The sequence below is a fragment of the Pantoea sp. B566 genome (genome assembly GCF_024793925.1).
Lineage (GTDB): Bacteria > Pseudomonadota > Gammaproteobacteria > Enterobacterales > Enterobacteriaceae > Pantoea > Pantoea ananatis.
This window is the reverse complement of sequence record NZ_JANUQL010000003.1, coordinates 392,030-407,919: the sequence shown is the minus strand read 5'-3', so window position 1 is coordinate 407,919 and position 15,890 is coordinate 392,030. Positions and strand designations below refer to the sequence as shown.

At 55.5% G+C, this 15,890-nt stretch carries 10 protein-coding genes; 6 read left to right on the top strand and 4 right to left on the bottom strand.

Annotated features, from left to right (window positions below; all coding sequences use genetic code 11):
- Positions 1-117 precede the first annotated feature (117 nt).
- Together NYE92_RS03620 and NYE92_RS03615 are read right to left on the bottom strand one after the other, a co-directional pair.
- Positions 118-2,445 (bottom strand): FdhF/YdeP family oxidoreductase, encoded by a 2,328-nt coding sequence (locus NYE92_RS03620; protein ID WP_014593727.1) that lies wholly within the window; start codon positions 2,443-2,445, stop codon positions 118-120.
- Positions 2,446-2,597: 152 nt separating this feature from the next.
- Positions 2,598-2,762 (bottom strand): DUF2256 domain-containing protein, encoded by a 165-nt coding sequence (locus tag NYE92_RS03615; protein WP_013025800.1) that lies wholly within the window; start codon positions 2,760-2,762, stop codon positions 2,598-2,600.
- 154 nt (positions 2,763-2,916) lie between these two features.
- Here NYE92_RS03615 and NYE92_RS03610 point away from each other — a divergent pair, with 154 nt between their 5' ends.
- The 3 genes from NYE92_RS03610 to NYE92_RS03600 all read left to right on the top strand — a co-directional run bounded on the left by NYE92_RS03610 (position 2,917) and on the right by NYE92_RS03600 (position 6,026).
- Positions 2,917-4,251, top strand: a complete 1,335-nt coding sequence (locus NYE92_RS03610; RefSeq protein ID WP_170934914.1) for a glycoside hydrolase family 10 protein — start codon at positions 2,917-2,919, stop codon at positions 4,249-4,251.
- On the top strand, positions 4,248-4,685 hold the full coding sequence (locus NYE92_RS03605) for a GNAT family N-acetyltransferase (RefSeq protein WP_029568780.1): 438 nt from the start codon (positions 4,248-4,250) through the stop codon (positions 4,683-4,685). Before NYE92_RS03610 ends, NYE92_RS03605 begins: the two co-directional genes overlap by 4 nt.
- 111 nt (positions 4,686-4,796) lie before the next feature.
- The gene (locus NYE92_RS03600; protein WP_013025797.1) at positions 4,797-6,026 is read left to right on the top strand and encodes an MFS transporter; all 1,230 of its coding nucleotides are present in this window, start codon (positions 4,797-4,799) and stop codon (positions 6,024-6,026) included.
- A gap of 40 nt (positions 6,027-6,066) precedes the next feature.
- On the opposite strand, the gene malT is transcribed toward NYE92_RS03600, so the two are convergent.
- Positions 6,067-8,769: an HTH-type transcriptional regulator MalT gene (gene malT, locus NYE92_RS03595; protein WP_029568779.1), complete on the bottom strand. Its 2,703-nt coding sequence runs from the start codon at positions 8,767-8,769 to the stop codon at positions 6,067-6,069.
- A gap of 278 nt (positions 8,770-9,047) precedes the next feature.
- Here malT and malP point away from each other — a divergent pair, with 278 nt between their 5' ends.
- The 3 genes from malP to NYE92_RS03580 all read left to right on the top strand — a co-directional run bounded on the left by malP (position 9,048) and on the right by NYE92_RS03580 (position 14,737).
- Positions 9,048-11,450 carry a maltodextrin phosphorylase gene (gene malP / locus NYE92_RS03590; RefSeq protein WP_019106836.1) on the top strand — a complete coding sequence of 801 codons (2,403 nt, stop codon included), beginning with the start codon at positions 9,048-9,050 and terminating at the stop codon, positions 11,448-11,450.
- Between the two features lie 8 nt (positions 11,451-11,458).
- Positions 11,459-13,510: a 4-alpha-glucanotransferase gene (malQ, locus tag NYE92_RS03585; protein ID WP_019105213.1), complete on the top strand. Its 2,052-nt coding sequence runs from the start codon at positions 11,459-11,461 to the stop codon at positions 13,508-13,510.
- 339 nt (positions 13,511-13,849) lie between these two features.
- A complete protein-coding gene (locus tag NYE92_RS03580; protein ID WP_259018539.1) occupies positions 13,850-14,737 on the top strand; it encodes an AraC family transcriptional regulator in 888 nt (295 codons plus the stop codon).
- Here the strand turns inward: NYE92_RS03580 and NYE92_RS03575 are convergent.
- The gene (locus NYE92_RS03575; RefSeq protein ID WP_259018538.1) at positions 14,709-15,737 is read right to left on the bottom strand and encodes an alpha/beta fold hydrolase; all 1,029 of its coding nucleotides are present in this window, start codon (positions 15,735-15,737) and stop codon (positions 14,709-14,711) included. The two genes, NYE92_RS03580 and NYE92_RS03575, sit on opposite strands and share 29 nt — an antisense overlap.
- Positions 15,738-15,890 lie beyond the last annotated feature (153 nt).

Below are 15,890 nucleotides of genomic sequence, written 5' to 3'. Positions count from 1 at the left end.
GTGTCCAAGGTTGATTGCCTCATGAGTAAAATTCCCGGCGATTGTATAGCCATCTGAGTAGAGATTTCCACTCAGATGGCCGTTCGTTAAGGTTTGGTTTAGACCAGCAGAAAACCGTTAGCGGCGCGTTGCACTATCCGCTGGCGCCTCTGTCTGGGCCAGTTCCATCATTACCGGGGTGCTTTTATAGGAAGGAATACCGCTTTTCGTGTCGTAGCTGTCCAGCGGTATAAGTACGTTAGCCTCGGGATAATAAGCTGCGACCGAACCTTCAGCCATGTCATGTACGGCAATGGTGAGATTATCAATACGACGATGCGTTGGGTTTCCGTCAGGATCCAGCGCAATCACATTCACCCGATCGCCCATGCGGACACCGTTTTTTTCCGCCTCATTTTCACTGATAAACAACACATCACGGCGTCCTTTGATTCCGCGATAGCGGTCGTCAAGGCCGTACAGCGTGGTGTTATATTGGTCGTGGCTGCGCAATGTCGTCAACACCAGGTCGTGGCACTTCAGCGAACGCGGATCTTCATTGATGCCTTCCATGACCAGGAACTGCGCTTTGCCCGAGGACGTGTGCCAGACTCGCTCGGAGGCGCCGTTGGGTAAACGAAACCCGCCCGGCTGCTGGAGGCGCTCATTAAAGTTTTCAAAGCCCGGCACCACTTTCTCGATGGCATCGCGAATGAGGCTGTAATCGGCGATCATGCTGTCCCAGTCCACTACCGTGCCCGGAAGCGTGGCTTTCGCCAGGCCGGCAACCAGCGCGGGTTCGGATTTCAGATGCGGTGAGGCAGGATCAAGGGTACCGCGTGATGCGTGCACCATCGACATGGAGTCTTCAACCGTGACGCTCTGCGCGCCGGATTGCTGCCGATCGATCTCTGTGCGGCCCAACACCGGGAACAGATAGCTGTGTTTTGCCAGAAGCAAATGCGACCGGTTCAGCTTGGTGGCCATATGCACGACCATGTCCAGCTTGCGCATGGCAGGGAACGTCACCTGGGGATCGGACATCGCTTCGGCCAGGTTACCGCCGAGGCAGAGCAACGCGTTGATTTTTCCATCCCGTATCGCCTGAACGGCCTGTACCGCACTGTGACCATGTTTGGCCGGTGGCGTAAAGCCAAAGACCTTTTCGAGGCTGTTCAACAGGCTTTCGGAGGGAATCTCAGTGATGCCAACGGTACGATCGCCCTGCACGTTAGAGTGACCGCGCAAAGGGCAGATTCCTGCGCCCTTCTTGCCCATATTGCCGCGCAACAGTAGCAGATTGGCAATCTGCTGAACATTTTGCGTTCCATACTGGTGCTGGGTAATCCCCATGCCGTAGCAAATGATTGTGCGTTCAGCATTGGCATAAAGGTGAGCAATATGCTGGATTTGCTCGCGCGTCATACCGGACACTTTCAGGATATGATCCCAGTCTGTCGCAGCCAAATCGGCTTTTAACGCGTCAATGCCTTGCGTATGTTGTTCAATAAAGGTCTCATCGAAGATGCCAGGGTTGCCGTTCGCTTTAGCTTCATCATCCATCGCCAACAAACATTTCATCACGCCTTTCAGCATCGCGGCATCGCCGCCTACCCGAATTTTATAATAGGTTGAGGCGAGTTCCGTTGAGCTGAGGGTTATCATCTGAACCGGACTCTGTGGCGCGGTAAAACGTTCAAGACCGCGCTCGCGCAGTGGGTTGATGGCGACGATTTTGGCACCGCGTTTTGACACCTCCTGCAGGGTTGCCAGCATGCGGGGATGGTTGGTTCCAGGATTGTGACCGATGCAAATCACCAGATCACAGTGGTCAAAATCATCCAGCTCCACCGTGCCTTTGCCGATGCCAATGGATTCTGGCAAGCCTACGCTGGTTGGCTCATGGCACATGTTTGAGCAGTCGGGGAAATTGTTGGTCCCAAACTCGCGGGCAAACAGCTGCCAGAGAAACGCCGCTTCGTTAGAGGCGCGGCCCGAGGTGTAAAACTCCACGCTGTCGGGATCCTGATAACTCCGCAGTCGCTCGCCAATTTCGTTAAAGGCCGTTTCCCATGCAATGGGCTGATAGGTATCGCTGGCGGGATCATACTTCATCGGATGCGTCAGTCTGCCCTCTCCCTCAAGCTCATGGGCATTACGCCCCCATAGCTCGGTAACGGTATGCGCCGCAAAAAATTCAGGTGTGGTGCGTTTGCTGGTCGCTTCCCATGAAACCGCTTTTGCGCCGTTTTCACAGAACTCAAACGATGAAGTATGCTTGGGATCGGGCCAGGCACAGCCCGGACAGTCAAAACCTTCAGGTTGGTTGACCTTGAACAGCGCAATGACATCCTGGGTTACCGCCATCTGTCCGCGAATGGCACCGGCCACAGCTTTTAACGCGCCCCAGCCGCCCGCCGCACCGTCATAGGTATGAATGCCTGATGTGCTCTCTTGCTCTTTCATATTGCTCCACAATCACTGTTATTGGCTTTTCTTTAAGCCTGGTACAGTAATTGCGTTGGTGCGTGGGAACAGTGATGTAAAAGCCAGGATAACTTTTGCTAAATGTTACATGGCGGGTTATCGCAGGCAAAACCACAGGATTTTACCGGCTTTCAGGCATCGGCATTTGTGGCTCGCCGCTGCCGACGGCAGCGCTCGGAGCAATATTGCACCTCTTCCCAGCACTTTTCCCACTTTTTGCGCCAGGTCATCGGTTTCTGGCACTGTTTGCAATAGCGAACCGGCAATGACTGTTTATTGCCTTTAAATGTTTTCATTTATCGCTCCTTTGCTCAGGTTACGCCTCAGCATAAAAAGTTCAGGCGCCGGGTAAGGCAAACTGCGTGACCAGATGCTGGCAGGGTTGATTGACTTTGCGGCAAATAGGATCAGAATAGCCTGCATCAAGGACTGCGCTACACGGAGTTTATCATCATCAGCCTTCGCGATCTTTTCCGCCTTAACGCGGCGGTAAAACCCGGCCTGTTAGCCTCGGCTTTACTGCTGGTCAGCTGTGCCTCGACGCCGCCTAAGTCTCTGGTTACGCCTTTTCCGCCCGCCAGTAAACCTGCGCCGCCTTCTCAACCGGTGCCGCACAACGCACCCATGCGCGGCGTCTGGCTCACCACGGTTTCACGCCTCGACTGGCCGCCGCTCGCCTCGGTGAATATCAGCAGCGACGACGTGCGCATTCGGGTGCAGAAAAAAGCGTTGACGGATAAGCTGGATAAACTGAAAAGTCTGGGAATCAACACGGTGTTCTTCCAGGTTAAACCTGACGGAACCGCGCTCTGGGACTCAAAAATCCTGCCCTGGTCAGACATGATGACCGGGAAAATTGGGCAGAATCCGGGCTTTGACCCGCTGCAGTTCATGCTCGATGAAGCGCACCGGCGCGGTATGCGGGTACATGCCTGGTTCAATCCCTACCGTGTATCGGTGAATACCAAACCTTCAACGGTAGCCGAGCTAAACCGCACGCTGTCGCAACACCCTGCCAGCGTATTTGTGCTCCATCGTGACTGGATTCGTACCGCGGGGGATCGCTATGTGCTCGATCCGGGCATTCCCGATGCCCGTGACTGGATAACCAGTATTGTGGCTGAGGTGGTCAAGCGTTATGACATCGATGGTGTGCAGTTTGACGATTACTTCTATGCCGAGTCCCCCGGCTCTGCCCTGAACGACAGCCAGACCTTTATTAAATACGGTCAGGGCTTTGCGTCCAAAGCAGACTGGCGCAGACATAATACACAGTTGTTAATCGAGCAGGTTTCCCACACCATCAAGCAGCTCAAGCCGAATGTAGAATTTGGCGTCAGCCCTGCGGGCGTCTGGCGCAACCGCTCACATGATGCGGCAGGCTCAGACACGCGCGGCGCGGCGGCTTACGATGAATCTTACGCGGATACGCGCCGTTGGGTGCAGGAAGGGTTGCTGGACTATATCGCGCCGCAAATCTACTGGCCCTTCTCGCGCAGCGCTGCCCGCTATGATGTGCTGGCAAACTGGTGGGCTAACGTCGTCAAGCCGACCAAAACTCGCCTGTATATCGGTATCGCCTTATATAAAGTTGGCGTGCCGGCCAAAAATGAGCCGGAATGGACGATTAACGGTGGCGTGCCGGAGCTGAAAAGACAGCTGGATCTTAACGATTCCCTCCCGCAGATTGATGGCACTATCTTGTTTCGTGAAGATTTCCTGAATCAGCCGCAAACGCAGGATGCCGTGAATTATCTGCGCAGCCGTTGGGGGCAGACTCGATGATTCATACCGACATCGTCCCCGGCAGCGCACCCGCGCTACAGACGCTGACGGCCCGCCTGTCAGCCGAGCTGTTGGCAATAACCGGCGACAACGGAACCCATCACTTTAATCCCTCAGACGGGGCGCTGTGGATACTTGCCACCAATGAAGTGGGTAACGCTGTTGGCTGCGGCGCACTCGTGCATGTTTCCGCTGAAACCGCCGAACTGAAACGCATGTTTTCAACCCGACAGCACGCGGGAACCGGCGCGGCGCTGCTCTCAGCCCTAGAGCAGCTTGCCCGGGCGCGCGGCTACAAGGCAATTCGCCTTTCTACCCGCGTCGTTAATACCCGTGCGGTGGCGTTTTACCAGCGTCACGGCTATCAACAAACCGCGCGCTATGGTGTGTACAAGGATAAGCCTGTGTCGGTTTGCCTGAGTAAAACGCTATGAGCATTAACAATTATTTTACTAATTTGCCATAAATAGCACGTTTGTCAGCACCGCCATTTTTTCGTGGAGTAAGATACGTCAATAAACGTAAAGCCTTAAGCGGAAATCTTCATGTCTGATTACACCAGTGACGTAAAATCAAGCCAGCCGGATCTGTCCCCCGCCGTTGACGACAGCCAGAAGATTCTGGTGTCGATTCTTGGCGCGGTCGCATTTTCCCACTGCTGTAACGATTTTATCCAGGCCATGCTGCCATCGATTTATCCCTTGCTGAAAACCAACTTTACGCTGAGCTACGCGCAGATTGGTTTGATCACGTTGATCTATCAGATGACGGCGTCGCTGTTGCAGCCCTGGATCGGCCTGTACACCGACAAACATCCCAAACCCTGGCTGCTGCCGTCTGGCATGGTTTCGACCCTGATTGGCATCGGACTCCTGGCGATGGCCCCGCACTTTTCCGTGGTGTTGGTTGCTTCGGCGCTGATTGGCGTTGGCTCTGCAACCTTTCACCCGGAAGCCTCGCGGGTTGCAAGGATGGCATCGGGCGGCCGCTTTGGTACGGCACAGTCAACGTTTCAGGTCGGCGGTTATATTGGCACGGCGTTTGCGCCTTTAGTGGCGGCGATGCTGATTATTCCGCACGGACAGATAGCGGTCGGCTGGCTGATGATCATTGCGCTGTTTGCGGTCATTATTCTTTCCGGCATCAGCCGCTGGACGGTGAAACACGGCCATGCGCACATGAAAAAACACAACCTTCAGGCGCTGCGGTCGCTTTCTTCGCGGGACGTCAAAGTGGCGTTGTCCGTGGTTGGCGTGCTGCTGCTGGCAAAATTTACCTATATTGCCTCAATCAGTAACTACTACATTTTTTACCTGGTTGAGCGCTTTCAGCTCCCGATTCCGCAGGCGCAGATCTACCTGTTTACCTTTCTGGCCGCCGTCGCGGTTGGCACGCTGGCCGGCGGACCGATTGGCGATCGCATTGGCCGCAAAGCGGTTGTCTGGATCTCGTTTCTGGGTGTTATCCCGTTCTCGCTGCTGATGCCGCATGCCAATTTGTTCTGGACCGTGGTGCTGACCGTTTGTATCGGCCTGGTCTTTTCATCGGCATTTGCGGCGCTGGTCGTGTACGCGCAGGAAGTGTTGCCCGGCCGTACCGGGATGGTCGCCGGGATTATGTTCGGCACCATGTTTGGTATTGGCGGTATCGCGGCGGCGGCGCTGGGGAAACTGGCTGACGGGTACGGTATCACTACCGTGTATAACGCCTGTGGCTTTCTTCCGCTGCTGGGATTTGCCACGTTACTGATGCCTGATACACGTCGGGTTAACTAAACCGCGCGAACAGGCAGCGCGTCGCTGCCTGTTGCCTTTCTCAGACGTAACCCATCATTTTCAGCATCGACTGCGCCTGAGTCATCGCCTCAGCCCGATGCGTAATCCCCAGCTTCTGATAAAGATTCCGGATATGGGTTTTGATCGTGGTTGAGGCTACGTCCAGCTCCGCCGCAATCTGCTCGTTGCTGTAGCCGGAATAGATCAGCCCCAGCACCTGCCATTCACGCTGCGTTAGCGGACTGGTACGAATCAGCTCGGGCACGTCAGGATGATTCAGCAAACGGCTGACAAAGCTTTCATCAAAATGGGCAAATTTATGACGATGATACTTATTGATCTCGTTAAGGATGCGGCGCGCCCGGTGGTTATCCAGCTCATCAAGGGTATTCAACTGCAATAACTGACGCAGCTGTTGCGCCATGGATTCGCCCTGCACCACAAAGTGGCTAATGAACCCCGTGCTGCGGGCCAGCCGGAGCGCATCCAGCAACGCATGCTGCGCTTTTGCACGCTGATCGGTTTCCCAGTAAATCTGGTTCAGCAGCAGTACATTACGGTTGAGATCGCTCATCAACTGCAAGGGGCGCGCATTTTCATTAAGCTCATCGAGAATCACTTCTGCCTGCGTGTAATGCCCGAGCAAAATCTGTGCCCGTGCCACGTTTCGCCACTGGCCCTGCAAAAAATGGTTATTGGCGCAGGCCGGTTTAGGTGTCTGACGCAGCCACTCACTGGCGCTTTGCGTATCGCCAGTCATTTGCCAGTACAGCACTCTGACCTTATCGGCATTGGCGAGCCAGTCATTGTGCCAGCGGCCGTTGTTTAGCAGGTTTTCCAGCCGGTTCAACAGGCTGCGTGCGTTGTCCAGGTTGCCCCGGGCAATTGCGCTTTGCACCAATAAGCCCAGGCACTGTATTTGCTGCTGAGGCTGATAACCCTGCAGCACTTTCATGCCCTCGCGTGCCGCCTGCTCGGCTTCATCCAGCCTGCCCCAGGCCCACAGCAGCTGGGCGCGGATACGCAACAGAAACTCATGCAGCGGAAAGTGTGAAAGATGCTGCTCTTTGACCAGCACGAAGGCCCGCTGTTGAGTCTCGTACGCCGTTTGCAGAAAGCCTTGAGCAAACAAAATTTCGCTTTGCTGGATCAGGCTCCAGAGCACATAGTGCCAGGCTTCATCCCGCCGCGCCATTTGCTCTGTCTGGCGCATCAACTCCAGCGAGTTACTCAGCTCGCCTTTACAGTGCATGACTTCGCCATGTACCGAGGTTGCCACGATACGGCTGTAGTGGCGGCTCTCAGGCAGCGTATTCAGCGCCAGCATCGCCAGGCGTTCCGCCTCATCGGCATTGCCATCGTTAATGGCGACCTGCGCCAGTAACGCGTTAAATTCACCGCGTAATACCGCATCAATTTCGCACTGGCTTTCCTGCTCAAATCGGGCCAGCAGGCTGTTCACCTCTGCGTAGCGGTGTTGGCTTTGCATCAGCCAGGCCTGTAACAACACCAGGCTGGGATTATCGAGCCGCATCGCCCAAGGCAGTGCATTCAGCGAGGACTCCAGTAAAGGCAGCTCGCTTTGATTAAACAGCGACCATGCGTGCTCGGTTAACACATCACGCAGCATCTCCGCGTCACCGGAAGCACGCGCATGATGAATCGCCTCGCTCGGGAAGCCCTGCGCCATCCAGCTGGTTGCCGCCGCCCGATGCAGCGCCGGAAGTTCAGCAGCCAGTTCCCACTGGCAACGCTGTTGCAGGAAACTGCCAAACAGAGGGTGATAGCTAAACCACTGGCCGGAGTCATCCATCCGCTGCAGAAACAGCCCCTGCCGCTCAATGTCTTCCAGCCAGCACTGGCCGTTATCCTCGCCTGTCACCTGGGTAATCAGCGGCGCGTTAAGTGAACGCAGCAGCGAACTTTTCAGCAGAAAATGGCGCGTGGTCAGACTGACGTTATCCAGCACTTCCTCAACCAGATAATCGGTTAAGTGGCTGGCATTGATCCCTGACAGGCGACGCGCGGAGTGCTGGGCCGCGCCCGCCCCCTGTCGGGCCGAGAGCGCGATAAGCTGCAGCGCCGTGGCCCAGCCTGCAACGTCATCACACAGGCGTCCCGCATCTTCGGACTCCAGCGGCGCAGGCAGGCGGGCATCGAAAAACTGCTGCGCCTCCTGATGGGTAAACGCCAGTTGCTGACTGCTCAATTCCATCAACTGCTCGCGAACGCGCAGGTTGGCGATCCCCAACTGGGGAAGATTACGCGAAAGCACCACCAGGGTAACGTTTTCAGGTTGATGGCGTAAAAAGAAACGCATCGCTTCATGAATCACCGGATTGGTGATGTGATGGTAATCATCGATAATCAGCCACAGCGGTTGATGCCAGGCATGAAGCTCATTGAAAATCTGCGTAAACAGCGCATTCAGATTCACGTACTGCCGTTTGTTTGCCAGCGCTTCGCTCCGGCTACAGCTGCCGTGCGTGGCCTGCTGCAGGGCGGCAATTAAATAGTCCGCAAAACGCTCTGGCTGATTGTCACTTTCATCCAGGGAGTACCAGCCCAAATCGGCTTTGTCTGCAGCCCACTGCGATATCAGGGTGGTTTTGCCATAGCCTGCAGGACTGGTTACCAGCACCAGGCGGTAGTTACCTGCAGCGGAAAGTTTTCGTATCAGCCGCTCCCGTTTCACCGTGGCTTCATGGCGGACAGGACGGCTGAGTTTAGAGGGGATTAACATGTACGCACGCTTCTCCGTTAACGTCTGGCGCATCATTTTTTTACGCTTCGTAATTATTCCTCACACGTTCAGCTATCCCTCCTGATAAAGCAAGCGGACGCTTTAGCGAATCTTCACAAAAGCGAGTCTAATCACACTTAAGTGAAATTTTCAGACTTGCCTCAACGTCTCCTCCCTTGCCCTCATCCTGACGGAACTTTTGCCAGGAGGATGAGCGATTCCGCGCGCAAGGGCAGACTCATCCTCATTCCCATTCTTTGTCGACAGGACACCCGGCTATGACACAGCACCCTTTTGATCGTTCCCGTTTTGACGCTGCGCTGACGCGCCAGTGGCAACGCTTTGGCCTGCATGATGCAGGAGAAATGACACCATATCAGTGGTGGCAGGCTCTGAGCGGCGCGCTGGCAGAAATGCTCAACGCGCTGCCCGCCCGCCCGGCATCCGGTGATTTGCGCCATGTGAATTACCTCTCTATGGAGTTTCTCACCGGGCGGCTGACCGGCAACAACCTGCTCAACTTAGGGTGGTTCGACGGCGTTAATACGGCCCTGAAGCAGTGGGATGTTTCGCTGAGCGAGGTGCTGGAAAGCGAGAGCGATCCGGCGCTGGGCAATGGCGGACTGGGCAGGCTGGCGGCCTGTTTTCTGGACGCGATGGCCACGGTGGGTCAGCCCGCAACGGGCTATGGCCTGAACTACCAATATGGCCTGTTTCGTCAGCGCTTTGTCGAAGGTGAACAGGATGAACTGCCCGACGACTGGCAGCGCGACCGCTACCCCTGGTTTACACATAATGCTGCGCTAACGGTGCAGGTAGGCCTGGGCGGCAAAGTCGTCGCAGAGAATGGCAAAGCGCACTGGCAGCCTGCGTTTCAACTGGAGGGCGAAGCCTGGGATCTGCCGGTCGTGGGCTTTGAGAATGGCCTCACGCAGCCTCTGCGGCTGTGGCAGGCAAAACATGCGCACCCTTTCGATCTCAAAACGTTTAACGGCGGCGCTTTTTTACGGGCGGAAAAGCAAGGCATTAATGCGGAAAAACTGACCAAAGTGCTTTACCCCAACGACAACCATCAGGCAGGAAAAAAACTGCGCCTGATGCAGCAGTATTTTCAGTGCGCCTGTTCGCTGGCAGACATCCTTCGTCGTCACCGTCTGGCGGGCCGTGCCATTGAAACCCTACCAGATCATGAGGTGATCCAGCTGAATGATACGCACCCAACGCTGGCTATTCCTGAACTGATGCGGCTATTGCTGGATGACCATCAGCTCAGTTGGCAGGACGCCTGGCACCTTACCCAGCGCACCTTTGCCTACACCAACCATACGCTGATGCCGGAAGCGCTGGAGTGTTGGGATACTCACATCGTGCGCAGCCTGCTTCCGCGGCACATGGAGATTGTTAACGCCATCAATACCCAGCTCAAAGAGGCGGTTAACCGGCAGTGGCCTGGGAACAAGGCCGTCTGGTCGAAACTGGCCATCGTGCACGGTAAGCAGCTGCGCATGGCCAATTTATGCGTGGTGACCTGCTTTGCGGTAAACGGCGTGGCCGCCCTGCACTCGCGGCTGGTAAAAGACGATCTGTTCCCGGAATACGTCACCCTGTGGCCGGAAAAATTCCACAACGTCACCAATGGCATCACACCGCGCCGCTGGATTCATCAGTGTAATCCCCGACTGGCGGCGCTTATCGGAAAAACGCTTAATCAGCCCTGGCTCAACGATTTGGATGCGCTTCAGGGGCTGGAAAAACAGGTGGATAATCCGGGGTTTTGCACGGCGTACAGCGAGATTAAACAGCGCAATAAAGTGGATTTGGCCTGCTGGATTGCGCAACGCACCGGGATTAAGGTTAATCCCGAGGCCCTGTTTGATGTGCAAATCAAACGGCTGCACGAGTACAAACGTCAGCATCTCAGCCTGCTGCATACCATCGCCTTATGGCAAACCCTGGTGAGCGATCCTCAGGCGAACCGCTGTCCTCGCGTCGTGATCTTCGGCGCGAAAGCGGCACCGGGCTATGCGTTGGCTAAAAATATCATTTTTGCCATCAACAAGGTGGCCGACGTCATCAACACCGATCCGCGCGTGGCCGATCGCCTCAAAGTGGTGTTTATTCCCGACTATAACGTCTCTGTGGCAGAACGGCTTATCCCGGCAGCAGACCTGTCAGAGCAGATTTCACTGGCGGGCAAAGAGGCCTCGGGCACCGGCAACATGAAGCTGGCCCTGAACGGCGCGCTGACCATTGGCACGCTCGATGGTGCGAACGTGGAGATTTCTGAACAGGTCGGCGAGGAGAATATCTTTATTTTTGGTCATACGGTAGAACAGGTTAACGCCCTCAAGGCCGCTGGCTATGCCCCTGGAAAATGGCGCGAAAAAGACGCCCAGCTCGACCAGGCGCTGACGTCACTGGAGGATGGTACGTTCAGCGCAGGCGACCGGCACGCTTTTGATCTGCTGTTGCACAGTCTGGGGGCTAAAAACGGCGATCCTTATCTGGTGCTGGCCGACTTCCGGCATTACCTCAACGCTCAGCAGCGCGTTGAAGCACTGTGGTCTGATAAAGCGGCCTGGACGCGCGCCACGATACTCAACACCGCTCGCTGCGGCATGTTCAGCGCCGACCGGTCGATTCGTCACTATCAGCAACGTATCTGGCAGCGTAAACGCTAAGGATCAGCATGAAACCACTTCATTATCCGGCCGGGATCGGCAGGGTAGCCACTGAATATGTTGATGCGCATGGGGCGGTCCGGCAGGTTTCTGCATCGACCCGCGATCGCTTGCTGGCGGCGATGCAGCCAGGCCCTGGCCCTGGCGTTATCCCACCGGTCGCCGTCTTTACCCAGGGTTTGCCCATCCGTTTAACGCCCTCTCTGGCTGGCCCGGCACGCTGGCACCTGGAGGGCGAATCGGGTGAACGCTGGTCAGGGCACTGCGAGCCTGAGGCGTCTTTGACGCTCCCGGCGCTGCCTGAAGGTTACCATCTTCTGACGATAAACGCGGATGCACAGCAATCGAGGTGCCAGATAATAGTGACACCGTCACGTTGCTATGAGCCGGAGGCCTTGCTACGGGGCGAGAAACGTTGGGGAACCTGTGTCCAGCTTTACGCTTTACGATCGGATCAGAACTGGGGAATCGGCGATTTTGCTGACCTGCGGGACATGGTGAAGGCGGTTGGCATGCGCGGTGGCGCTTTTGTGGGGCTGAACCCCCTGCATGCGCTTTTTCCTGCGTTACCTGATGATGCCAGCCCCTATAGCCCGTCTTCCCGACGCTGGCTCAACGTGCTCTATATCAGCGTTCCTGAGGTTGAGGACTTTAACCTGAGTGCCGCTGCGCAGTGCTGGTGGCAGTCGGCAGAAACGCAACACAGGCTGCACCAGGCGCGTCACGCGCCTTGGGTCGATTATTCCACGGTGGCATCACTGAAGCTGGATGCCCTGCGGTTTGCCTGGCAGCAGTTTATGCAGCGTGAGAAAGAGGATAGTCAGGCCGAGGCATTTGAGGCGTTTGTGGCTGAGGGCGGTGAAAGTCTGCTGCATCAGGGATTGTTCGATGCCCTGCAGGCCTGGCTTCGCGAAGAAGATCCCCTGCGTCACGGCTGGCAAACGTGGCCCACTGCCTATCAACAACCCGATACGGCCGCCGTACACGCGTTTCGGATTGAACATGGCGATGAGATTCGTTTCTATCTCTGGCTGCAATGGCTGGCGGCGCGTCAGTTTGCCGCCTGTTGGCACCTGTGCCAGCAGCACCAGATGGCACCAGGACTTTATCGCGATTTGGCCGTTGGCGTCGCCGCAGGGGGATCGGAAACCTGGAGCCAACGCGGGCTTTACTGTTTAGCGGCCAGCACAGGCGCCCCGCCGGATATTCTGGGCCCGCTTGGCCAGAACTGGGGGCTGCCGCCAATGGATCCGCAATCTTTGTATGATCGGGCATACGAACCCTGGATTACGTTGCTGCGCGCGAATATGCGCGATTGTGGGGCGTTACGTATCGATCATGTCATGGCTTTGCTGCGACTGTGGTGGATTCCGCAAGGAGAAACGGCCGCCGCAGGCGCGTATGTCGCCTATCCCATTGACGATCTGCTCGCTATTCTGGCGCTGGAAAGTCAGCGCCAGCGCTGCATGGTGATAGGTGAGGATTTAGGCACGGTACCGGAGGCGATTGTCGATAAACTCCACAATGCTGGCGTCTACTCGTATAAGGTGCTCTATTTTGAGCAAAACTCGCACAAGGGCTTTCGCCCGCCTGCGGCATGGCCGCGTCAGGCAATGGCTGTAGCCACCACTCACGATATGCCAACGCTCCGTGGCTGGTGGCAAAGTGACGATCTGACACTGGGGAGCCAACTGGGGTTGTATCCTGATAAAGCGGTGCTTGCCGGGCTGTATCATCAGCGCCGGGCAGCCCGATCGGCGTTGCTTCAGACCCTGACGCGCCACGGTTACCTCAAGCCCAAAGGGCGGGTTCAGGCAAACAGTCCGCGCATGAGCCTGTTACTTAACCAGGTTATCCATCATTATCTCGCGGACTGCACCAGCGCCCTGCTGGGTTTACAACCCGAAGACTGGCTGGATATGGCCTCGCCGGTTAATGTGCCGGGCACGGTAGAGGCTTATCCGAACTGGCGGCGTAAGCTCAGTCTGTCGCTGGAGGCGATGTTTGCAGATAAGCGTATCACGGCACTGCTGGAGGAGACTTCCCGGCGTTGTTCGTGATTTATCAGGCGATCCAGGGATAAGTTTCAGGCGTGATCCCGGATCGCTGAAATCGTTGTCGCAGAGGCTGTTCAATGCGGTCAGCATGAAGAACAGTACACCAAAATGGACTGGCGTGAGAAAACACAGGCAGAACATAAGGTTTGCGTTTAGCTATCGATTCGTGTTTTTTACTCTGTAAAATGGACGCCATTCTGGCTTTTGAGTTAGCGTATGTTTTCGATTCCCTTTCCTGCTTTGACGTTATTTGCACTACTGATATTAATGATGATGCTCATTCGTTCTGGTAAGCGCGAATACCGTGGGGCAATGATGTTTATTGCAGCGTCGGCAGGACTAATGGCCTTGAGTATAATTAGGTGGGAATGGCATTTCTCTCTTCTTAAACCCCTGCAGGCTATACTGGCAACACTCTTACCCGCAGTGGCCTGGTCGTGCTTTAGCGGCCTTACGCATCAATCCCGTGCGCGTCGCCTGAAGCTGGCTGTTATCCCTGTTTATACTGCCATCATCATCCAGCTGTGTCTGCCCGTTCTGACCGATGCTCTGTTGTTTCTGATTTATGCAGGTTATGGCATCGCACTACTACGTGCAGCAACAAACGGAGCTGATTTTTTTGTCGAATCACGCTTCAGAGAAGCCTCCATAACGCAGAAAATGACCTTTTTTGCGGGCTGTTTTCTTTGCTTCTCGGCACTCACCGACGCGGTTATCAGCAGAATGATGAATATTGCCCCGCAATTAATTGCCCTGTTTCAGGGAATGACGCTACCGTTACTTTGTATTGCCATTGTCCGGGCAGTAAAGAGCGTTCCTGCGGGTGAAACTCACGCCGAAGAAACGTCATCCCTTACCGATGATGAGGCAAAGGATGCGACGCTTGAGCCCTTATGCCTGCACATCGAAAACCTTGTCCGCGCACACGCTTACTATCTTGATACCGATCTTACGCTGAACAAGCTTGCACGCAAACTCGATATTCCAGCACGGCATATTTCTCGCGCGGTAAACGCTACACGGCAGTGCAACGTTTCGCAGTGGCTCAATGGATTTCGTATAGAAAAGGCGCAGGACATGCTGCGCCAGCCACAGCTAAAAATTACCGACATCATGCTTGAAACCGGGTTTATCAGTAAGTCGAACTTCAACCGGGAATTTATGCGCATTACGGGGAAAACCCCCACCGCATTTCGTCAGGCTACGGATGATAGTGCAGCGCGGTGTTGAGATACGCACTGATTTTACCGATCAACATGTTATGAAGTGCGTTTCTGTTCACGCCCTGTCCATCCCGGCAGACTTCCCCTTCGCCCGGCGCGCTTTGCTCAATCAGCGCCTCCCCCTGCGGTTTGCATTGCTGCATAAAGCTAAAATGGGTCGCGCCGGGGATAACACCATAAGTGACAATGTCACTTGATAATGCCTTTGCCAGATACTTCGATTCAAGCGAGGCAGGCAGCGCCGGCGAATCTACACCTGCCGCTAAGATCAGCACGGGCAGCCGAATATGCCCCAGACTCTGCGTCGTGAGTCCGCGAGCTAACCCTAAATCCAGCGCCACTACCGCCTTAATGCGCCGGTCTTGCAGGTCTGAGCTCAGGTGGCTGGCCCCTTGCCTGTTATCAAGGCCCAGTGTTGTCATTAGCCGACAGCTGGACAACTCAGCATGTTGGATGCAGTCATGAGCAAATTGTTGCGGGTCAAAACGCGCCCCCGCTAATTCCATTACCGTCCAGCCGCCAAGAGAATGCCCGACAGCGGCGATTCGTTTCACGTCAGCACGCCCTGCCAGCAGGGGATCGTTCAGAATCCGCTCCAGTGCCATGATTAAATCCTGAGGACGCCGCCAGAGCTGTCTGGCGTGTGCCGATGTTAAATCCGACGTCGTGGTACCGGGATGATTGGTCGCAATCACGATATATCCCTGTTCAGCCATCGCGTCGGCCAGCCATGCAAGGTTGCGCCAACTCCCGCCATAACCATGAGATAACAGTAATACAGGATGTAAGCCTGGCAAGGGTTTAGCATTTCGCACCACGCTGACACCTGTAAACGCGGGATTATCCGCAATGTTTTCCTTGGGCGACGACGCTGCACTGGGATACCACACGGCAACCTCAACCGGGCGTTGCTGCTCACCTGCTAAGAACTGGCGAAAGCCGTTGCTGGCCATCGCAGAATGACTAAATACGATGAGGGAAAAAGAGATTATCAGACGTATTAACATGATGAAGGCTCCAGTTGTGATAGAGCCTTTTTTGTATCAGTGCCGAAGGTTACACGCGTCCTGGAACGCGATCGAGTACCTTAATAACATCATTCAGGCTGAGGATTGCGCAAAGCCTGACCAAAAGTATCAGCGTCTTTGAAAGAGAAAGAC